Source organism: Paraburkholderia sp. EG286B, assembly GCF_040965655.1.
Classification (GTDB): Bacteria; Pseudomonadota; Gammaproteobacteria; order Burkholderiales; family Burkholderiaceae; genus Paraburkholderia.
This window is the reverse complement of sequence record NZ_JBFRCF010000011.1, coordinates 267,443-287,654: the sequence shown is the minus strand read 5'-3', so window position 1 is coordinate 287,654 and position 20,212 is coordinate 267,443. Positions and strand designations below refer to the sequence as shown.

The following is a 20,212-nucleotide window of genomic DNA, read 5'->3' as shown; positions in this document are numbered from 1 at the left end:
GTTCAATACCTGTTACTGTTTTCGGTCTCTCTCGAGACCGGTCGCTCACTCAAAGCTGACAGGAATTTGAATTGCTTCAAAAACCTGACTTACTTTAGTGTGAGACTCTTGATACTTTTGCTGCTCCCGGCTTCATTCCGAAGAACGACGTCAGGTCGCCACCGCATCAAGCGCCCACACTTATCGGCTGTAAATTTTTAAAGAGCAATTCGTCTTAATCGCTTCGTTTTCGTTCGCAGCGATCAGCGAAGGAGGCGAATTATGCGGGTCATTCCGGATATCGTCAAGCGACTTTCGAATATTTATTTTTGGGGGCCGCTACGCCGATTTTCGGCAGCCACCGGCACTCACGCCTGTGGGGTCGCCTCTTCTGTCACCAAATCGGGGAATGGCAGCTGCGCCCTGCCCTCAGCACAATCGGATTCGAACGCACTAATGTCGTTGCCGATCAAGCGCCGACGGTCTCGACGGCGCCTTCGGGAAGCGGCTGGGGCAACCCGACACAAAACCCTTGCGCGTAGTCGATGCCAATCCCGCTGAGGCGCCCGATGATCGCCTCGCTTTCCACAAACTCGGCGATGGTCGCCTTGCCCGCGGCATGGGCCACCTGGTGAATGGACTGGACGATCGTGCGATCGAGGTCGCTGCTGGCAATCCCGCGCACGAAGCTGCCGTCGATCTTCAGATAATCCACGGGCAGACGTTTGAGGTAAGTGAACGAGGACATGCCGGAGCCGAAATCGTCGAGCGCGAATCGGCAGCCGAGTGCTCGCAGGCTCTCCATGAGGGCAATCGCTTTCGAGAGGTTGGTGATCACGGCCGTTTCCGTGATCTCGAAGCAGACGCTTTCGAAACTGATTGCGCAACGCTGCTGCTGCTGCACGATGTACGCGAGCAAGTCCTCGTCGCCGAGCGACGCGCCGGAGAGGTTGATCGACCAGACGTTTGCCGCAAGATGGCCCGCCGCGATGGCTTCGAAAGCACGGCCGATCACCCATCGATCGACGAGCGGCATCAGGTTGAAGCGCTCGGCGGCGCCAATGAAATACGCAGGAGGAATCACATCACCCGATTCGTCGACCATGCGCAGCAGCAACTCGACGTGCACTTCCTCGCCGGGACCGCCCTCCTTGAGCGACTTGATCTGTTGCGCGTAGAGGCGGAAACGGTCGTGCTCGAGCGCCGCCTTCACGCGGGCCACCCACTCCATCTGCGTATGGGTGGTCGACTGGAGCTGATCTTCCAGGCAGTACTGGTGCACGCGGTTGCGGCCTTTTTCCTTGGCCATATAACAGGCGACGTCGGCCGCCTTCATGATGTCCCATGTCGAGATTTGCGTGTCGTCCACCTCCACCACGCCGATGCTCACGCCAGTCGTCAGCAAACGCTGGTCCCAGGGTAGCCGGATGACCGTCACGGCCTCCCGCAGATCCTCCGCGACCCGCAGGGCGTCGTCGATGCAGCATTCCGGCAGCACGACGCCGAATTCGTCACCGCCCAGGCGTGCGAGGATATGGGCGACACGCAGTTGTTGCTTCAAGGCGCCGCCCACGCTGCGGATCAATTCGTCGCCGGCCGCGTGGCCGCACGTATCGTTGACGACCTTGAACTGATCGAGGTCGAGGAACATCACCGCATGCGAGCGCGTCCCGGCCTTCTCGAGCAAGCCCGATAGCCGGCGCTCGAATTCGCGGCGGTTCAGCAAACCCGTCAGATGATCGTGCGTCGCCTGATATTCGAGTTCGGCGGCATGCTTGCGCTCCGTGCTCGCGTCTCGAAGCACCATCACCGTGCCCAGCATTTCCTCTTCGTCGTCGCGAATCGTCGCAACAGAGCAGGCCACGGGCAGGAGCGAGCCATCCGGGCGCGTCACCGAGAGTCTGCGCTGCGCGTCGTCGTCGGCCGCCGCTGCCCGGTTGCGCAGGCATTGCGCAGTGACGATATTGCCGGAGCGCTCGTCGTAGAGATCACAGACATCGAACAACGGCTTCTGGCAGATATCGCGCGAGGGACGCCCGAGCATGCGCTCGGCGGCGGCGTTGCAATAGGTCACGCTCGCCTGGTTGTCCATGCGGATCACGCCGTCGTCGATCGAAGCGAGCGTGGCTTCGGTGAGGCTCTTTTCCTTCGCGGCTGTCGCTTCCGCCCGCTTGAGTTCGGAGATATCGAAGAGGCAACCGACGATGCGCGTGGCCCGGCCGCTCTCATCGCGTATGGCCTTGCCGCGTCCCCGGCACCACAGGTATCGACCATCGGCCATTCGCAGCCGGTATTCGACGTCATAGAGGCTGTCATGCTTCAGATGGTTGATGATGGTCTCGCGCAAGCGGAGCAGATCCGCAGGATGCACGAGCGCATTGAAAGCGCGGGTGTCCATGGGGAGGTCACCGTCGCCATAGCCGAGCTGCTGGTACAGATAGCGGGAATAGTAGGCACGGTCGCTGACGAGGTCCCAGTCCCATAGTCCCGCATTGATGCCCTCGAAGCCGAGGCTCAAGCGCTCCTCGCTCAAATGCAATCGGGCGGCAAGGCGCCGGGAGAGGCGCAGCAGTAATAGCATGCCGATGCATGCGAGCACCGCAACGGGCCACGCCATGACAGCACGGGAGTACTGGGCGAGCACGGCCGCCGCTACGGCACTCATCCACACAGGGAGGAGCACCACAACGATTCGACCGCGGCGGTTGCCTTCGGTAAGCCAGCTCACTGCGCGTGTGATCAGTCTCATGGCTGATTTAGTATTCTTCTTGGTTCAGCTTCCATGCGTCGCGTGCGCGCGGCACTACGAGACAGAGTCACAGTAAAGCGTGACGGCGTGTATCCGGAAAACGCGCAAACGGAGGAAGGCCCACGGACGGGTGGCCAAGTCTACCCGCTTTCCTTATTCCGAATGAATGGGGATTACCCGCGGAAGTTATTTATGTTTGCAGGACCAGGCATTTGCGTTCTTGCGCGCGCGAATGATAGATACAGAAAGACTGGCGAGTTTGATTTTGAACCGGCTCGCAAACGTTCGCGAGCCGGCCGTTCTCGAGAATAGAAAACTGAGGCCGCCAACGCGGCCTCCTGCTTACCGGCTCTGCAGGCGGATATCGCGCGACGAAGCCCCCACATACACCGCGCTGCCAGCCACATAGGCCCAGTCGTTATGCGTCGTGTCCCAAACACTCTGCGCACGTTCGGTGATCGTCACGCGCACCGGCTGCGACTGACCCGGCTTCAGGAACACCTTCTGAAAACCAACCAGACGACGCGGCGGCTCGCCGGCATAACTCACACCCAGATACACCTGTGCCGTTTCCGCACCGGCTACGCGGCCATCGTTGCGCACCGTGAACGAGGCCGTGAGCGTATGCCCCGGGCCCTGCTTCACGGTCAGTCCCGAATAGCTGAAGTGCGTATACGAAAGGCCATAGCCGAACTCGTAAAGCGGCGTGATGTTGTTCGCGTCATACCAGCGATAGCCCATGTTCAGCTTTTCGGCATACACGGGATCGGTCGCGAAGGCGCCGTTCGTCCCCCACGTCGGCGTGTCCTGGTCGTGCACCGGGAACGTAACCGGCAGCTTGCCCGAAGGGTTCACCTGACCGAACAGCACGTTCGCAATCGCCATGCCGCCGCCCTCGCCCGGATACCACGCCTCGACGATTGCCGAGACCTGGTCCTTCCAGGGCATCAGTACCGGATTGCCGCTCTCGATGATCACGATCGTGCGCGGGTTGGCCTTCGCAACGGCTTCGACCAGCTGGTCCTGATTCGACGGGTTCGCGAGGCTCAGGCTTTGCAGATCGCCGAAGTCCTCACCCGCAGGCTGCGCCACGACGACGATCGCGACATCGGACTGGCTGGCGAGCGTCGCGGCCTGGGTGATCTCCTGCTGCGTATAGGCGCGGAACGGCTGCGTCTGATCGGTATTGCCCGCGAAGCTCACCTGCGCCGTAGGCGCGAGCTGCTGGATCGCCTGGGTGATAGGCGTATTGAGCTTGAGCCACGGGTTGGTCCACCAGCCGCAGCCCGTAGACGAAGCGAACGCGAGCCCGCCACAGCCCGAGAAGTTGCCCGTGACCGGATCGCGCGTATTGCCCGAGCCGCCGCCGCTCAGCACGGCCGTATCGGCGTGAGCGCCGATCACCGCGATCTTGTGCAGGCTCGGTGCCGAAAGCGGCAGCTGGCTGCTGTCGTTCTTCAGGAGAACGATGGATTGTTCTTCTGCGGCCTGCGTGAACGCGTTGTACTTCGCGAAGTCGATCGTGGCACCGCCCTGCGCCGGATGGTCCAGCACGCCCGTGCTGATCATCACATAGAGCTTGCGCCGCACCATGTCGTCCAGACGGTCCTGCGAAACTGCCTTCGATGCGATCGCCTGTTTGACCAGGTCGGGCGTGAGGTAGACCGTCGGGCCCACGTCCTCTTCCTCGTCGAGACCCGCGTTGATCGCCGGTGCCGTGCTATGCGTCGCGCCCCAGTCCGACTGCACCTGCCCCTGGAAACCCCAGTCCTTCTTCAGCACGTCGGTCAGCACATGCGTGTTCTCGCACGCGTAGGTGCCGTTCAGGCGGTTGTAGCTGCACATCACGCTGCCCGGCCGCGCTTCCTTCGCCGCGATTTCGAACGGCAGCAGATAGAGTTCGCGCAGCGTGCGCTCGTCGATCTGGCTGTTGCCGCCCTGGCGCCCCGTTTCCTGTTCGTTGCCGACGTAGTGCTTGATGGTGGCGATCACCTGCTGGCTTTGCGTGCCGATGGTGCGCGCCGCCAGCATTTCGCCCGCCAGCACGGGATCTTCGCCGAGGTACTCGAAGAGGCGCCCGCCGCGCGGTTCGCGAGCGAGGTTCGTGCCGCCGCCCAGCCCCATGCCGAATCCTTGCTCGCGCAACTGGTCGGCGATGCGGGCGCCGAAGTCGCGCGCGAGGTACGGGTCCCAGCTTGCCGCGAGCGCGATCGTCGCCGGAAAGGTCGTGCTCTTCTGGCTCGTGCTGCCCGAGCCCGTTGCGGAATCAACCATATTCAGGTCGGGAATGCCCAGACGCGGCACGCCCTGAATATAGCCTGCGCCGCCGCCCGGCACGGCGCTCATCTGGTATTCGGAATGGATGAACTGCAGCTTCTCGTCCTGCGTCATGCGCTTGAGCAACAGGTCGGCACGAACGTGCGCGCCGAGGTTCTGGGGGACGGCCATCAACGGCATCGGCAACGGATAAGGTACGTCGTTGCTGCTGTCGCCGGCATGGGCGGTAGCGGCCACCGCAACCAGCACGGCGGCGGTGGGCCAACGGGTGATCCTCATATGTCTCTCCGGGAGTTCGAATACGTTATGGAGTACTGATCAGACCGGTAAGCAGGGTCTGGCAGAGCGGCCGGCCGCGTCAGGCGCCGGCAAACTTCCTGCGGGGAAACCGGTCGAGTTGCAGCGCGCAAACGTTTGCTTTTATGCATCCGCTTGGGCTTCGCCGGTTGATGTAGCAAAACTCCGAATAATCATATAAAAACTATTGAGTACCCTTACGGACTTTTATCTCAGTATTTTCCCGGCTGGCGGTAGCTAACACGCATGAAAGGCGCGAAACCGACAGGCAATCGTAAGACGGCGGTAATGTGATTGTTGCGAACGCAACGGAAATTCGAAATTCGATGTGATTTGCATGACGCCCGCGAACGCCCAGCGGCGCCCTGTGAGCGCAGCGCGCAGAGCGCGTCGCGGGCCGAAAAAAGCTAATCTGTTACGAGGCCTGCGCAAGCGGCGGCGCCCGCGCCTGCGTGCGCGAAATCGACATCACTGTAAGGAGTGGCCACGATGGAAAGGCAACGCAAGGTTCCCCGAATCGCTTCGACCCTGCTCGCTGCAACGTGCGCATTCGCTCTGGCAAGCGGCGCACTCGCGCAAACGGGCATGCCGCAAACGGAGCAGCAAGGCGACATCTCGTTCGTGTCCGGCGGCGTTGGCCGCGACGAGTCCTCCGCGCTGCGGCACGCGCGCAGCCAGTGGCCGCTCTCCATGCTGTTTACCGGCCCCGGTTCGAGCTATGTGGCCGACGTGCATGTGCAGATATCGAACGCCGGCGGCACGTCCGTGCTCGACACGCGTTCGCACGGCCCGTACATGCTCGTGCGGCTGCCCGCCGGACGCTATACGATCACCGCCACCTATAACGAGGTCACGAGGACGCAGCGCGTGAACGTCGCCGGCAACGGCAGCGCGCGTGCGACGTTCTCGTTTCCGGGCAAGCACTGAGCACGAATCGCGTCTCCAGCCTGTCGAGACGGCTCACCAGGGAACGACTCTCCCGAGGTAGTCGAGGTAATGCAGGCCGGTGCGGCCTGCGTACGCTTCGATCGTGCTGACCAGGTTGGGGACGCTCTCCTCGATGCCCAGGCGCGCTTGCGGGCCGCCCATGTCCGTGCGCACCCACCCGGGTGCCATGAGCAGCAAGGTTTTCGCGTCGTCCTGATGGCGCGCCGCATAGCTGCGCATGAACATGTTCAGCGCGGCCTTGCTGCCGCGGTAGACCTCGTGGTTGCCATTCGTGTTGTTGCTGACGCTGCCTTGCCCGGACGACATGACACCTATCGTTCCGGCCGGCTGCACGAGGTCCTGAAATGCCTCGACGACGCGCATCGGACTCAACGCATTCGTCACCATCACGCGAACGAATTCATCGGTTGAGACATCTGCAATCGTTTCACGATGGTCATTCGTGACGCCGGCGTTCACGAAGAGCAGGTCCACCCGGCGATCCTGAAGGCGATCGTGGAGTGCGGCGACCTGCTCCGGCACCGTAATATCGACCGTGTCGATCTCGATCGCACCTTGCGAGGCCTGCGCCGCCTGTGCAAGGCGGTCCATCGAACCCGCCCTGCCGGTGGCGATCACGCGCCAGCCCCGCTCGAGGTATGCCTCGACCATGGCGAAGCCGAGTCCGCGCGACGCGCCGATGAGAAGGACCGTCTTTTGATGGGGTGATTCCTGCATCGCTATTTCCCTGTATTCAGTCGATATGGGAAATATAGTGGCGCCTCACACATGGCGGAAGACGCATGGCTTGCAGCTATGAGTTGCACGCAACGCCATGCCAAAAAGTGCCGTGCTAGCATCGGGCATGTCTGAACCCGACCTGAATCTCCTCATTGCGCTCGACGCATTGCTCGACGACGGCAGCGTGGTTGGCGCGGCGCGTCGACTGGGCTTGAGCGCCTCGGCAATGAGCCGGACCTTGACCCGCCTTCGCGAGGCGACCGGCGACCCGCTCCTCGTTCGCGCCGGCCGCGCCATGGTGCTCACGCCGCACGCCCAGGCGCTGCGCGAGCGCACGCGAAACGCGGTTCACGAAGCACGCGCCGTCCTCCTGCCGTCGGCCGCCGAGCCCGATCTCGCCACCTTGCAGCGGACCTTCACGATTCGCGCCAACGATGGTTTCGTCGAGGCCTTCGGCGCGCCGCTCATCGCCGCGGCTCGAGCTGCCGGTCACGACCGAAAACATCACGGTGTCGCAGATGTGGCATCCCCGCATCGAGGCCGATCCCGTGCATCGCTGGCTGCGGCAACTCGTGCTCGCCGTATGCCGGCAACGCGTGCCGCTGCGATGTCGCCGCGATCAATGCGCCGCGGCCCAGGCGACGATGAAGTCGATGAATGCGCGCGTCTTCGCGGGCGTGTAGTGGCGCGACGGATAGTAGACGTATAGCGGGAAGCGTTCATCGGGCCAGTCGGGGAACAGGTTCACCAGCCTGCCATCGGCAATCAGAGGCTCGGCGCCGAGCAGCAGCATTTGCGCAATGCCGGAACCGGCCAGGCACGCATTGAGCAAGGCGCCCGGATCATTCACGGTCAGCCGCCCATGCGTCGCCAGCACGACATGCTTGCGCTTGCGATGAAACTCCCACGGATAAGGCTTGCCTGTCTCGGGGTCGCGGAATTCGAGGCACCGGTGAGCGGGGCCTTCGAGATCTTCGGGGCGCAGCGGCCGGCCCCAGCGCGAGAGATAGGCCGGCGCCGCGACCGTCACGACGGCGGTATCGAGCAGCTTGCGGGCGACCAGCGTCGAGGAGCGCGGCTTGCCGAATCGCATCGCGACATCGAATCCCTCCGCCACCAGGTCGCCAAGACTATCTCTTGCGATCAGCTCGATCTCGAGTTCGGGATGAGCGTCCATGAACCGGTCGAGATCCGCGCCGAGAATCGCCCGATAGCACACCGGGTCCAGATTCACGCGCAGCCTGCCGCGCACCGCCGACGCACTCCCCGATGCCGCGATGGCCGCTTCCTCGAGCCCCGCGAGATGCGGGACGACCTGCTCGTAGAAACGGCGCCCGCCTTCGGTGAGTGAAATCGATCGCGTCGTGCGATTGAAGAGCCGGATATCGAGCCGTTTCTCCAGCCTCGCAATCGCGCGGCTCACGCCGGGCGGCGACATGCCGAGCACGTCTGCCGCGGCGGCAAAGGTCCCCGCGTCGACGACGGCGGCAAACACGCTGATCGCGCCGGAAATGTTCTCGAGTGTCGTTGTTCTCAATGTCGTCGTTCCAATGGCGGCCGGTACGGCGGCCCCTGGCAGCCTTTGGCGATGATGGCCCGGCCATCCGATTCGTGCGCCCGAGTCACTGATCTCGTGCCCTTCGCGGCATTTTGCTTCGGCCGCCTTGCGTCCAGAATGCGTCTCACCGAAACGGAACCAGGCAGCACCTCGCTGCCATCGTGTTCGGCATTTTCGACGAATTCGTCGTCGCATGCGGAGGGTTTCAAGTGTACGCAATTACAGGCATTACCGGAAAAGTGGGCGGCGCACTCGCCCGTGCGCTGCTGGCCTCGGGGCAACCGGTGCGGGCAGTCGTGCGCGACGTCGCGCGCGCCGCGTCGTGGCAAGCGCAAGGATGCGAACTGGCCACGGCAAGCATGGAAGACGCCGCCGCGCTGACCGCTGCATTCAGCGGCGCGCAGGGCGTGTTCATCCTGCTGCCTCCGCAGTTCGATCCCTCGCCGGGCTTCCCCGAGTCGCGCGCGGTCATCGACGCCGTTTGCACCGCAATCCACAACGCACGGCCCGCGAAGGTCGTGTGTCTGTCGACCATCGGCGCGCAGGCGCAAGAGAGCAATCTGCTCACGCAACTCTCGCTGATGGAGCAGGCGTTGGCCGCGCTGCCTGTGCCGGTGACTTTCCTGCGGCCCGGCTGGTTCATGGAGAACGCTGCGTGGGATGTTGCGAGCGCGCGCGACGATGGCGTGATCGAGAGCTACCTGCAACCGCTCGACCAGGCCGTGCCGATGGTCGCGACCGCGGACGTCGGCCGCCTCGCCGCCGAATTGCTCCAGCAAACATGGAGCGGCACGCGCGTGGTCGAGCTGGAGGGACCGCGCCGCGTGAGCGCGAACGACATTGCCTCGGCGTTTGCCCGCGTGCTTGGCAGACCTGTGCGCGCGGTGGCGGTGAACCGGCAGGAATGGGAGTCGCGCTTTCTGGCACAAGGCATGAAGCATCCCGTGCCGCGTATGCGCATGCTGGACGGATTCAACGAGGGCTGGATCTGTTTCTCGAAGCCCGCCGACGAGATCCTTCGCGGGCATGTCGAACTGGACACCGTGCTCGAAGCGCTCGCAAGCGGTGCGTGACGAAAGGCATTGGCGCGAATGACGCCAAAGTTGGCGGGTTCGGCCGTGGTCCGCCGAACCCGCCTCGTCTAGACTAACCTCGCAATCCGTTCACATTCTCTACTGGAGCGCGAATCATGTTCGATGTGCTGGCAACGAAACCGGCGGGCAGCAAAACCGCGCTCGACAACGTGCCAGGGCACGCGCTGACCGGCCGCCAGCGCCATCTCGCCGTTGGGAACGAGCGCGCAGTGCGGTATGCGCACGCCGTCGCCCCCTTTGCGGCGATGACGGACACGACGCCTGAATCGTTCGACGCCCTGCGAGGCCTGATCGAAGAGCACGCACCCGTCGCCCTGACCACGCTGGATGCCGTGGAGCCTCCCGAGGGCTTCGCGCTGATCCGGCACGCCACGCTGCTGCAAATGGTCTGGCAAGGCGAAGCGCCTGCGCCCACCGCGCTGGAGCACGTGCGCCTAACGGAACATGACGTGCCGGAAATGCTCGCGCTGGCTGCGGCAACGCAGCCCGGCCCGTTTGGTCCGCGCACCATCGAATTCGGCGGCTACCTCGGCGTGCGCCGGGAGGGCAAGCTCGTCGCCATGGCCGGCGAGCGTATGAAGGTCGAACGCCATACCGAAATCAGCGCCGTGTGCGTGGACCCGGCCTTCCGGGGGCAAGGGCTCGCGGCGGCCCTCATGAAGCTGCTGATGGCGGCAATCTGCGCGCGCGGCGAGACACCCTTCCTGCACGTGCTGACGTCGAATCACGGCGCCATTTCCATCTATCGCACCCTGGGCTTTGTCGAGCGCCGCGAGATGCATCTCACGGTGCTCGGCATCGCGCCATAAAGAGCCCGCTCGTTCACAACAAGTCGGTACGCAGCTCCCGCACGCCTCTTCCCAGGCGCTGCCGCAACAGGCTGCGCAGCGTCGCGCCGTCGCCGTAGCCGACTTCGGCGGCGATCCTCTCCAGGTCGAGCTTGCCGCTGCGCAGCAGCGACTGCGCGTGCTCGACCCGCAAATCCTGAAAGTACGCCAGCGGCGACTTGCCGAGCACCTCCTGGCAGCGGCGCTGCAATGAACGCGAACTCGTGGCCAGCGCCTTCGCGGCGTCCTGCAACGAGAATCCCGACTTGAGATTTTTTCTCGACCATTGTTCGAAGCGCTGAATGAGCGGATCGGCTTGCGCCAGATGATTCGGGATGATGTACGGCGCCTGCGAAGAGCGGATGTCTGCGAGCAGATAGCGCGACACGAGCGACGCGAGTTCCGGGCTTGCCGAACGGATCAGCCAGAGCGCGAGATCGAGATGCCCCATGGCCGCGCCGGCCGTCACGCCGATATCCGAAGGCACGAGCATGCGCGATTCGTTCAACTGAACATGCGGATAGCGTTGCCGGAAGAACGGTGCGAGCGACCAGTTGGTCGTGGCTTCGCGGTGATCGAGCAGCCCCGCCTCCGCGAGGAGGAACGTCCCCACGCACGAAGCGCCGACTCGCGCGCCCCCCGTTTGCCATTCGAGCAAGCGCGCCATGCCCTCCTCGACGTCCCGCCGCTCGAACGATTGGATCAGCTCCTGTGCGGACAACGTCACCAATGCCGGCACGATCACCCAATCGGGCTTCGCATCCGGCGCGACCGTTTGCACCGGCACCGCGAGGCCGTGAGCGGAGCGCACCCGCTTTCTCACCCCCACGAGCGCGACGTCGAAACGCGGCACGCCGCCCATGGTCGCGGCCGAAAGCTTGTTTGCGACCGAGAACGCGTCGAGCGTGACGGAGAGCCCGGTATCGAAGACGCCGTCGAGAGCCAGGATAGCGATGCGCATGGCGTAAATGCCTCTAAAGTTGTCGTTTGTGACAGTACAGCCGACGAGACCCCAACGATACACTCAATCGCGTTGCAAGTCGCAACAAACATGGATCAAGGAGGTTGTCATGAAGGTTCTCGCCATTGGATCGATCGTCAAGGAACTCACGCCCGCGCAGCGCGACGAGATCATGCCGCACGAAGTGCCGGCCACGCTCAAGCTCTACCTGGACGACAAAATCGAGCAGTACTGGTTTCGCCAGGACAAGCCGGGCGTGGTGTTTCTCATGAGTTCGGGCTCGGTCGACGATGTGACGGCCACGCTGGATACGCTGCCGCTCGTCGAGGCCGGCATCCTCGCGTTCGACCTGCTGCCGGTGGGCCCGCTCGCGCCGCTCGGCCTGCTGCTTCAAGGAAAGTAAGCGCTACCCAGGAGGCGCCGTCGACGCATGCGCCATGGGTCGTCGGCGGCCTCCTGGCAGCCTTCTTCTCCTCGCCGGAGATTTCACCTACAACGTACTGATCCGCCGCTTGTTTTCGATGCCGTCCGGCGGCGGGCGCAGAACCTTGGGGAACCTGCAGCACCTGGCAAAGGGAAGAAGGATGAAAACTAACGGTAAATACCAGATCGCCCGCGCGCTGGTCCTCGCGGCCATCGCGAGTGGCGCGGGCTATGCACATGCACAAACGGCGGCGAGCGCGCCCGGCGAGGCGTCCGCTCAGGAAGGCGCGCCCGCACAATCGGCCAGATCGGACAGCGCGTTGGTGCGCGACGTCCGCCGGGCCTTCACGCGCACCACGGGACTGAATTTCGCCAGCATCCACGTGACGGCGCATAGCGGCGTCGTCTCCCTGACGGGGTCGGTACCGCACCAGTCGCAGATCGCGCGTGCCGGCGACGCGGCCGGGGCGGTGCGCGGCGTCACCTCGGTGGAGAACCACCTGACCGTGCGGACGGCCCGCGGCAGCGGACCTTGATTGACGTATCCACAAGCGGACCTGGAAGCGGAGTCTTCGGAGGATTTGACCGGCGGCACAGCAGGATCGTCCTATTCCTCGCGCGCGCGTCCTGTCAAAGTGAGACATCGAACTTCGTTCAAGCAGCCCGCCGTATCCGGCCAGCCTGCGTCCTCGAGCCTCGTCTGCGAGACTTTCACCGATTCCGACATCGGGGGCGCCCACGCGCTTTCCCTGCAAATTCCGCTGGCCGCATCGTAGCGACCACTGGCGTTTCGCCGCCGCGACCGGACAAGCGCATCGAGAAGACGGAGCACGGCGCGCCGTTGCACGTCGATACCCAGTTCAGGCAGTTTGCAATCACGAGCCAGGCGGTGTGGTGAGCGCGGTCGCGTGGACGGAATCCGGCGTGCTACCACCCGGGCAGCGAACGGATTACCATTAGGATTCTCGTCTCGAGGGTGACGGTTATGGCTACCTATGGTATCGACGGTGTCCGCATCAGTTCCTCAACGGACCGCGTAACGCACGTGCGCTGGGCGCTGATCGACCCCCAGACGCACGACTGGCTCTCGACACCCACCATCTCCGAGGTGGCGGCCGTTACCAGCGACATCCGCTCGGGCGCCGTGGTTTATTCGGTGTTTACGCTGGGCGGCATGCGATTTCTTGGCCCGAAGATCAAGCCGGTGCCGCATCCCAACGGAATCGATGGAATCGATCTGGAAGTGCCGGACGGTAACGTCGAAAAATCCATCGACGATCTACCGCGTGTCTAGCGGCGCGTCGATTGTTCTGCCGGCTACCGGATAGAAGAGCGCGATGCGCCCGGATGGGCGCACATCGGCCGCTTGTCGACAACGTCGAACCGTTGAATCGCCGAATCAGATAATTCGGAATACCGAGTATTTGACCCGGCAATCAACTAGCGAACGTTGCTTGTCAGTTGTAGCCCAGTATCGCCGACGTAGCGACGTCTGCGCGGTCGCTTGGGTTGCCAGCCAGTACGACGGTGGGTTCGTGCAATAACGCACGATACGGATGCAGAAACGGTTCGTTTTCCGGATCAACGTCGTCCTGTTCGATCTCCTGGGAGTGGCTGTACTCACGTTTATCCATGATCGTCTCCTGATGTAGGGTCTAGTTGTTCGACTAGTAGGGTTCCCTACACACCGACTCAGCAAGTTTGGTGCCGTAGCCGCAACTGCGGCGGCCCATGCCGGGCCATCGCACGGATCCGCGCGGCCGCACGCCTTGTCCCCAAATCGCCGCACGGATTCGGCCTTGCATCGACTGGCGAACTCCCTGGATAGATATTACATCACATTGTGATGCTTCTACTTTCTATCCCTGCCGAGGAGTTTCTTCTGCCGCGCCCGACTATTGCGAAGTCGTGAGCTTCAGGTTCGGACGCAAGTCGTGCGTAACCGCTTCACGTTGCCCTTTGCGCAGGTCCGACACCTGTTCGATGCCCGCCTTCAGCACCTCCTCGCAAAACGCAATTCGCGTGCGGTAATACTCGGCCTGCAGTTGCGCATCCAGAACCCGCTGTTCGGCCTGGAACAGTGCCATGCGCAACTCACTCATCGCGCGTTGAGCCTGCTTCTCCGGCGTTGCGGCATTGTGGGCAATCAAGTTTGAAAGCCAATGCAACATGGATAAGCCCCCCTGTCTTCGATTTCACGATCGCACGCGTCAAGTTTGATAACCGCCCGAACTGTCGCTGGGAAAAGACTATCAGAGGCGAAGAAAACCAGTGTGTGTGCAAACGAACGTGTTGTATAAACGATGCAAAAGGTCGTATCCACGACGCGCTTTCATAGCGTGTTTTCATCGCGCGCTTTCGTTGCACGCTTTGCTCGCAAATGGGGAGCGATACATGTCCGTGGTGCCGGATCAGCCGATCGAGATGGGGCGCAACCGTGACTATCCACAAGCTGAGGGTTCGCACACTCGCGCTCTGCATCGCGTTCGCGTTACTGGGCCCCGGCGTGTGTCTGGCTGACCAGGTGAAAGTCATGATGTCGGGCTGGTTTGCGCCAGCGTATCGTGATCTGGGCCCGCAATTCGAGGACGAGAGCGGCTATACGCTGGCCACCGTCTGGGGGGCGGCAACAGGCAACGCCCTGAATGCGATTCCCGTGCGGTTTGCGCGCGGCGAGTGGGCCGACGTGCTGATCGTGGTCAGCAATGCGCTCGACGACCAGGTTCGGGCCGGCAACGTGGTGCCCGGCAGCAAGGTGGACTTCGCACGCTCGCCAATCGGCCTCGTGGTGCGCGACGGCGCGCCGAAACCGGACATCAGCACGGTCGACGCCTTGCGCCGCACGCTGCTTGCGGCGAAGTCGATTGTCTATCCGGATAGTGCGAGTGGCGCCTATATCGCCAACGAACTGTTTTCGCGCCTGGGCCTTGACGGGCGCGTGAAAAGCAGGAGCCGCATGGTCTCCGCCGAGCGGGTCGCCACTGTCATCGCGAACGGCGACGCGGAGATCGGCTTGCAACAGGTCGTGGAACTGTTGCCGGTGAAGGGGATAACGGTGGTCGGCAGTCTGCCCGCGGAAGTGCAACGTTACACGGTGTACTCCGGCGGTATTGCGACCACAGCGAGAAATCCGCTCGGCGCAGCAGCGCTGATCCGCTTTCTGTCCTCGCCCGAGGCGGCGGCCGCGATTGCGCACAGCGGGCTCGAACCGATCACGGCGCCGCAACCTCCTCCGCTGCCGCTGCTGCAGCCACAGCCGCAACTGGCACCGCAAGCACCGCTGCAACCGGTACCGCCGCCGCAACCACAACAGGCGCCACAAGAGCAGCAAGCGCAACCTCAACCTCAACCGAATTGAGCGAAGCAGTCGTCCCGCCGATCAGCCATCACCGAAAGCTGGACTTCAACTCGCCGCCATCCCTTTTTCGGCCAGTTCTTTCTTCGCGCTTTCGTTCTTGGTCAGGTGCGTCAGGCCCATGCCGCGCAGGACGTTCGGCGCCTTCGTGAACTGGATGTTGTCGTAGCCCACGATCTCGATGCGATTGCCCCAGGGATCGCGAAAATCCAGAAACGGACCGTCGAGCGGTTTCACGCCCGCCGCCGCGAGCGCGGCGCGCGCCGCCTCCTTGTCGTCGACAACGAGGCCGACATGCCGGCCGTCGTCGGCGGGCTGTTTGCGTCCCGCCTGCAACGCGATGAACTGATCGCCAAGATCGATGAACGCCATCGTCCTGCTCTTGCCGCGCAACTGAAAGTCGAAGATGCGACCATAGAAAGCCAGCGCTTCCTCGATATCGCCGACTTCCAGCGCGACGTGATTGAAGCCGATGACGCGCGGCCTGGTGGTTGTGGTGTCAACCATTTCCCTCTCCTTCTGCAGCCAGTGCATAGCGTTCGCAAACTCGCCCGGAACCGAAATTCCGGCGAGACACCTCAAGTATGGGGATTGAAGTCGACTCACACTAGCGGGTCAAACAAGATTTGTTTGAGGTATTTTTGAATAAGAATCGTACCCGATGCGGCGCGCGTGCGAAGCGTAACCTATGATGGTTCGAGCGCAATGAGCCGGCAAACCGTGAGGGCACCAGCACCATGGACAGGACAGAGCGAACCATCAAGTGGCGCAGTCTGCCAAATGTAAGCAACGGCGCGAGCGAGCCCCGCAATCCGCTGCCGGCGGTCTGCGACGTTTCGGTGACGAACGTTTGCAACGCTGCGTGCGACTTCTGCGGCTTTTCGCGCGAGAAGAAAATGGCAGGCCCGCGCCGCTATCTCGATCCCGATGCGTTCGCGCGTGCCATGCCGATGCTGCGCAGACGCAAGATCCGCTACATGACGCTCCAGGGCGGCGAGCCGCTGGTGCACCCGCAAATCGAATCGCTGGTAGGCTCGGCCACGCAAGCCGGCATCCAGTGCGGCGTGATCACGAACGGCTGGTTCCTCCCCCGCCACATCAAGCAGCTCGCTGAAGCCGGCCTCAAGCGTCTCCTGATCTCGATCGATAGTGCGGACATGAGCGAGCACGAGCGCAATCGCGGCTTGCCCGGCCTCGCGGCCCGCATCCGCGAGGGCATCGCCCAGGCGCACACCTTCGGCATTCCGGTCTGCGCAACGGTGACAGTGAGCCATCTGGTCCGCTACGCAGCGCTTCCCGAAACGCTCAGCCAGCTCGGCTTCGATTCCGTGGTGTTTTCCTACCCAAGGCGCGACGCATTCGGTTCCACATCGCTGGTTTACGACGAAAATTCGAAGCTCGTCGACCTCAGCCGTGACGAGCTGCTCGAAGCATTGAGTGCCATCGAGGCCCTCAAAAAGCGCTTTCGAGTGATGGACCCGGGCGCCGCACTGGACGAAGTCGCGCGGTTCGTGCGCGGCGAGCGGCAACTCGTTCCGTGCATCGCCGGCAGCAAGTATTTTTATATCGACTGGAACCTCGACGTCTGGCGTTGCGAACCGTGGCATGAACCCATGGGCTCCGTGTTCGACCTCGACCGCCTGCCCGATCAACGCGAACCGTGCAACGCCTGCATGATGGGGTGCTACCGCCACGCCAGCGTCCTGATGCACGGTGCCAAGGCCGTTACCGACTCGGTTTATGCGCTCGGCAGGGGCGAGCTTCGCAATGCTGTCGGCTTGTTGTTCCAGCGCGGCGTGGCGTATTCGCTGTGGGCACTGGCCACTGAAGAATTACCTCGAACGGCGCTCACCGCATTGGCAGGACGGACTGGCGCGCGCCGTTCATCGCCGCAAGGCGCATGAATCGAGGCTACGGGCAAATCACCGTCATGTTGAACGGGCCGCCGTTCGCCGCAGCATGCGCGACGGCCTCGTTCGCATCGTCGAGCGCGAAGGTCGTCACATCGAAATGGCCCAGATCGAGCAGTGCGCCGCGAATCAAGCCTGACATGAGCGTCACGGCGTGCGTGGGGTACATCCACTTGCCCCGCACCGTGATGTCATTGCGCATGAGCCACGGATAAGGCAGTTCGAGCCCGGCTCCGCCGAGCATGCCGACACCGCCCATCAGGACCACGCGCCCGTAAGGGCGGACCGCCATCACCGCGGCACGCACCGTCGTCGCCGGAACGGAGGGCGGCATCAGGTCCATCACGCAGTCGATCGGCCCAGGCGCCGCTCGTTGCATGCGTTCGCGGTCCGTTGCTTCGTCGCCCGAAAGCGCCACGGTTCGCACGCGCTCGCCGAATTTGCGCGCGAGCTTCTCGAGCGCCTGCACGTTGCGTCCGGGTGCAACGACGCAGCGCGCGCCCATGGCGAGCGCGACCGCGACGCACGCGCTGCCGAAGTTGCCGGTCGCGCCGCTCACGAGCAGGATTTCGCCGGCCCGCAGATCGGACGCGAGCAGTCCGCCATACGGCACGAGCAGCGTATTGAGCGCGCACCAGCGCGCGGCCTCGGCCGGATCGATATCGCCGATACGCACCGCGTTCTCGGTCGGCACCCTTACCCGTTCCGCAAACGGGCCGTCATGAAAATAGCGCTGCAATTTCTGGCCGCCCTCGCCTCGCGCGCTCCAGCCCTGCAGCACGATGTCGGGCATGAGTGCGTCGTCGCGCGCACGCACCGTCGGATCGCAGAACACCCAATCGCCCGGTTGCAGCTTCGTCGCATCCGGGCCGATGGTTCGAACCCGGCCGATCGCGCCGCAGCCAGGCACGATCGGCAGCGCGATGGCATAGCGGCGCTCTCCGCTGAACACTTCCTTCGCATAGGACAACACCGGCGCCGCAACGACGTCCACGATGACCTCGCCGGTGCCGGCAGAGGGGTCCGGTATCCGTTCGATCGCGAGCGGCGTGTCGAGCGTTTTCAGAATGGCAGCTTTCATGGCGCTTCCAGAAGGGGGAACGAGCCGATTCTGGCAGGCTTAGAATGGGCAACAAGGCCCGCTGCGATCCCAGGATTGCGCCGTCCCACCCTGCACGAAGCGAACGCGATGACAGCCACGACACAAACCCAATTCGGCGATTTTCTGCGCTCCCGGCGCAAGAAGCTGAGCCCCGACGACGTCGGCCTGGGCGGCGGACGGCGCCGCCGCACGCCCGGCTTGCGGCGTGAAGAAGTCGCGGAACTCGCGGGCATCGGCGTCGACTGGTATGTCCGGCTCGAGCAGGGACGCGCGGTCAGCCCCTCGAATGCGACGCTCGATGCGCTTGCCCAGGCATTGCGGCTCGACAAGGCCGAAACCGCCCATTTGCGCGCGCTCGCGCAGCGTGGCGAGGCACGCACTTTCGCGCGTGAGAGCGTGCCGCCAACCCTTGCGCGAATCGTCGCCAGTCTCGCGCTGCCGGCCTACGTGACCGGCCGGCGCTGGGACATCCTCGTGTGCAACGAGGCCGCCTCCGATCTGCTGGGCTTCGATCGCCTCGCTGCGAAAGACCGCAACATCATGGTCTACATGTTCATCGAACCCGAGGCACGGCGGCTCTTTGGCGCGGGCTGGTCCGACGAGGCCCGCCGCATGGTCGCGCTGTTTCGCACGAGCCACGACCTCCATGCGGGCGACCCGGCGTTCGTCGAGCTGGTCGAGCGCCTGCGTTCAGGCAGCGAGGAGTTCGCGAGGTGGTGGAGTGCGCACGACGTGCGCAGCGGCGCGTCGGGCCAGAAGGTCTTTGCGCACGCGAAGCGCGGTATGCAGCGCTATGAGTACGCGACGTTTCAGGCGAACGACGATCCGGCGCTGAAACTCGCAATCTATACGCCGGTCGATGCGGATGCCGTTTAGCCTGTCGCGGCAACCAGCGTATGGTGCGCCTGCTTGCCGGCGTGGTGTTTGACGCTCTGCCGGTGCGCACCGGACGTCGGGGCGCTCCGGTACGATGCGAGCCGCACCCTGACGCCGTGCGAACGCGCGAGCGTCGAATAGTGATGATGCGCACGGGCGCTTGCGTAATAGCGCGGTTCGACGACCGGCGTGTCTTCGCCGTTCAGCCAACGCCGTATCGTGACGAGATCGGCAGAGCGTCCCCACGAGGTTCGCGAGCCGAGCAGCGCAATCATCACCTGCCCGTTCGGCATGTTCGCATCGACCACGATGCAGCGCCCCGCCTCGCGGATATAGCCTGTCTTTGCGACCAGCACGTCCCAATCGGCTGAGCTCACTATCGGGTCGGTGTTGTGATAGAACCGCGTCCTCGTGCCGATCGCCTCTTCGTAACGGGGAAGCGTCGTGTATTCGCTGATCAACGGATAGCGCGCCGCGGCGTCCGCCATCTTCACGACATCGCGCGCCGTCGAGAGATTCTCGGGCGAGAGCCCGGTTGGATCGTCGAAGTGCGTATTGGCCATATGCAGCGCGCGCGCCTTTTCATTCATCAGGCGGATGAACGCCGGCTGGCCGCCCGGGAACGCATGCGAAAGCGCGGAGGCAGCGCGGTTCTCCGACGCCATGAGCGCAAGACGCAGCATCTCTCCGCGCTCGAGCGACGCACCGACAGGGAGGCGGGACCCCGTATGCTTGAGCCGATCGATGTCGTCGTTGTCGACGGTCACCGTGTCTCCCAAGGGCTGGGCGCTGTCCAGCACGACCATCGCCGTCATCAGCTTGGTGAGCGACGCGATCGGCTGGGCCTCGTCGGCGTTCTTTTCGAGCAGGACTTCGTGGCGCGCGACGTCGTACACGATCGCGCTGTGTGAATGGAGCAATGGCGTCTCGCCCCACGCGACGAACGGCGCCGAAGCGAGCAATAGCGCGCTGAGGAATTTATTCATGGCGTTCACACCCTGGGACGGCAATCAGGCGATGGCGGGTCCAACGTGCAACTGATCCCCAACGATTCAACTGTAGTTGCTCGTCGCACGAATGAGTGTGGGAAAGAGGACAGAATTCTTGTCCTTCAAAGCGGCTATTCAGCGCCTTGC

The 20,212-nt window shown here is 63.5% G+C and carries 19 protein-coding genes and 1 pseudogene; 10 read left to right on the top strand and 10 right to left on the bottom strand.

Going from position 1 to position 20,212, the window contains the following annotated elements:
* Window positions 1-448 precede the first annotated feature (448 nt).
* Both AB4Y42_RS24880 and AB4Y42_RS24875 read right to left on the bottom strand, forming a co-directional pair.
* Window positions 449-2,728, bottom strand: a complete 2,280-nt coding sequence (locus tag AB4Y42_RS24880) for an EAL domain-containing protein (protein ID WP_368695656.1) — start codon at window positions 2,726-2,728, stop codon at window positions 449-451.
* Between the two features lie 342 nt (window positions 2,729-3,070).
* Complete coding sequence (locus AB4Y42_RS24875; protein ID WP_368695655.1) at window positions 3,071-5,284, bottom strand: glycoside hydrolase family 3 C-terminal domain-containing protein; 2,214 nt, start codon at window positions 5,282-5,284, stop codon at window positions 3,071-3,073.
* 507 nt (window positions 5,285-5,791) lie between these two features.
* Here AB4Y42_RS24875 and AB4Y42_RS24870 point away from each other — a divergent pair.
* Window positions 5,792-6,229, top strand: coding sequence for a carboxypeptidase regulatory-like domain-containing protein (locus AB4Y42_RS24870; RefSeq protein WP_368690806.1), 438 nt, complete (start codon window positions 5,792-5,794; stop codon window positions 6,227-6,229).
* Window positions 6,230-6,262: 33 nt separating this feature from the next.
* On the opposite strand, the gene AB4Y42_RS24865 is transcribed toward AB4Y42_RS24870, so the two are convergent.
* Window positions 6,263-6,967: an SDR family NAD(P)-dependent oxidoreductase gene (locus AB4Y42_RS24865; RefSeq protein ID WP_368695654.1), complete on the bottom strand. Its 705-nt coding sequence runs from the start codon at window positions 6,965-6,967 to the stop codon at window positions 6,263-6,265.
* Window positions 6,968-7,094: 127 nt separating this feature from the next.
* Here AB4Y42_RS24865 and AB4Y42_RS24860 point away from each other — a divergent pair.
* Window positions 7,095-7,572: pseudogene (locus tag AB4Y42_RS24860) on the top strand (LysR family transcriptional regulator); the annotation flags it as partial.
* Between the two features lie 17 nt (window positions 7,573-7,589).
* On the opposite strand, the gene AB4Y42_RS24855 reads toward AB4Y42_RS24860, so the two are convergent.
* Window positions 7,590-8,507: a LysR family transcriptional regulator gene (locus tag AB4Y42_RS24855; protein WP_368695653.1), complete on the bottom strand. Its 918-nt coding sequence runs from the start codon at window positions 8,505-8,507 to the stop codon at window positions 7,590-7,592.
* A gap of 230 nt (window positions 8,508-8,737) precedes the next feature.
* Between AB4Y42_RS24855 and AB4Y42_RS24850 the strand changes: the two genes are divergently transcribed.
* Together AB4Y42_RS24850 and AB4Y42_RS24845 are read left to right on the top strand one after the other, a co-directional pair.
* Complete coding sequence (locus tag AB4Y42_RS24850; protein WP_368695652.1) at window positions 8,738-9,601, top strand: NmrA family NAD(P)-binding protein; 864 nt, start codon at window positions 8,738-8,740, stop codon at window positions 9,599-9,601.
* Between the two features lie 116 nt (window positions 9,602-9,717).
* A complete protein-coding gene (locus tag AB4Y42_RS24845) occupies window positions 9,718-10,431 on the top strand; it encodes a GNAT family N-acetyltransferase (protein WP_368695651.1) in 714 nt (237 codons plus the stop codon).
* Window positions 10,432-10,444: 13 nt separating this feature from the next.
* Here the strand turns inward: AB4Y42_RS24845 and AB4Y42_RS24840 are convergent, their stop codons facing one another.
* The gene (locus AB4Y42_RS24840) at window positions 10,445-11,410 is read right to left on the bottom strand and encodes a GlxA family transcriptional regulator (protein ID WP_368695650.1); all 966 of its coding nucleotides are present in this window, start codon (window positions 11,408-11,410) and stop codon (window positions 10,445-10,447) included.
* 109 nt (window positions 11,411-11,519) lie between these two features.
* Here AB4Y42_RS24840 and AB4Y42_RS24835 point away from each other — a divergent pair, with 109 nt between their 5' ends.
* The 3 genes from AB4Y42_RS24835 to AB4Y42_RS24825 all read left to right on the top strand — a co-directional run bounded on the left by AB4Y42_RS24835 (window position 11,520) and on the right by AB4Y42_RS24825 (window position 13,127).
* Window positions 11,520-11,813, top strand: coding sequence for a hypothetical protein (locus tag AB4Y42_RS24835; protein WP_368690800.1), 294 nt, complete (start codon window positions 11,520-11,522; stop codon window positions 11,811-11,813).
* Between the two features lie 181 nt (window positions 11,814-11,994).
* Entirely contained in the window at window positions 11,995-12,369 is a 375-nt protein-coding gene (locus AB4Y42_RS24830; protein WP_368695649.1) for a BON domain-containing protein, read from the top strand.
* A gap of 449 nt (window positions 12,370-12,818) precedes the next feature.
* A complete protein-coding gene (locus AB4Y42_RS24825) occupies window positions 12,819-13,127 on the top strand; it encodes a hypothetical protein (RefSeq protein WP_028207982.1) in 309 nt (102 codons plus the stop codon).
* Window positions 13,128-13,290: 163 nt separating this feature from the next.
* Here AB4Y42_RS24825 and AB4Y42_RS24820 read toward each other — a convergent pair whose 3' ends face one another.
* Window positions 13,291-13,467 carry a hypothetical protein gene (locus AB4Y42_RS24820; protein ID WP_368690798.1) on the bottom strand — a complete coding sequence of 59 codons (177 nt, stop codon included), beginning with the start codon at window positions 13,465-13,467 and terminating at the stop codon, window positions 13,291-13,293.
* Between the two features lie 261 nt (window positions 13,468-13,728).
* The gene (locus tag AB4Y42_RS24815) at window positions 13,729-14,004 is read right to left on the bottom strand and encodes a hypothetical protein (protein WP_342924756.1); all 276 of its coding nucleotides are present in this window, start codon (window positions 14,002-14,004) and stop codon (window positions 13,729-13,731) included.
* 266 nt (window positions 14,005-14,270) lie between these two features.
* Between AB4Y42_RS24815 and AB4Y42_RS24810 the strand changes: the two genes are divergently transcribed.
* Entirely contained in the window at window positions 14,271-15,191 is a 921-nt protein-coding gene (locus AB4Y42_RS24810) for a substrate-binding domain-containing protein (protein ID WP_368695648.1), read from the top strand.
* A 45-nt stretch (window positions 15,192-15,236) separates the two neighbouring features.
* On the opposite strand, the gene AB4Y42_RS24805 is transcribed toward AB4Y42_RS24810, so the two are convergent.
* Entirely contained in the window at window positions 15,237-15,695 is a 459-nt protein-coding gene (locus tag AB4Y42_RS24805; RefSeq protein WP_368690796.1) for a VOC family protein, read from the bottom strand.
* 230 nt (window positions 15,696-15,925) lie between these two features.
* On the opposite strand from AB4Y42_RS24805, the gene AB4Y42_RS24800 reads away from it, so the two are divergent.
* The gene (locus tag AB4Y42_RS24800; RefSeq protein WP_368695647.1) at window positions 15,926-17,092 is read left to right on the top strand and encodes a radical SAM protein; all 1,167 of its coding nucleotides are present in this window, start codon (window positions 15,926-15,928) and stop codon (window positions 17,090-17,092) included.
* Between the two features lie 7 nt (window positions 17,093-17,099).
* On the opposite strand, the gene AB4Y42_RS24795 is transcribed toward AB4Y42_RS24800, so the two are convergent.
* On the bottom strand, window positions 17,100-18,179 hold the full coding sequence (locus AB4Y42_RS24795) for a zinc-binding dehydrogenase (RefSeq protein WP_368695646.1): 1,080 nt from the start codon (window positions 18,177-18,179) through the stop codon (window positions 17,100-17,102).
* A gap of 108 nt (window positions 18,180-18,287) precedes the next feature.
* Between AB4Y42_RS24795 and AB4Y42_RS24790 the strand changes: the two genes are divergently transcribed.
* Complete coding sequence (locus AB4Y42_RS24790) at window positions 18,288-19,076, top strand: helix-turn-helix transcriptional regulator (RefSeq protein ID WP_368695645.1); 789 nt, start codon at window positions 18,288-18,290, stop codon at window positions 19,074-19,076.
* Here the strand turns inward: AB4Y42_RS24790 and AB4Y42_RS24785 are convergent.
* The gene (locus AB4Y42_RS24785) at window positions 19,073-20,062 is read right to left on the bottom strand and encodes a D-alanyl-D-alanine carboxypeptidase family protein (protein ID WP_368695644.1); all 990 of its coding nucleotides are present in this window, start codon (window positions 20,060-20,062) and stop codon (window positions 19,073-19,075) included. The genes AB4Y42_RS24790 and AB4Y42_RS24785 overlap by 4 nt on opposite strands.
* Window positions 20,063-20,212: the final 150 nt, after the last annotated feature.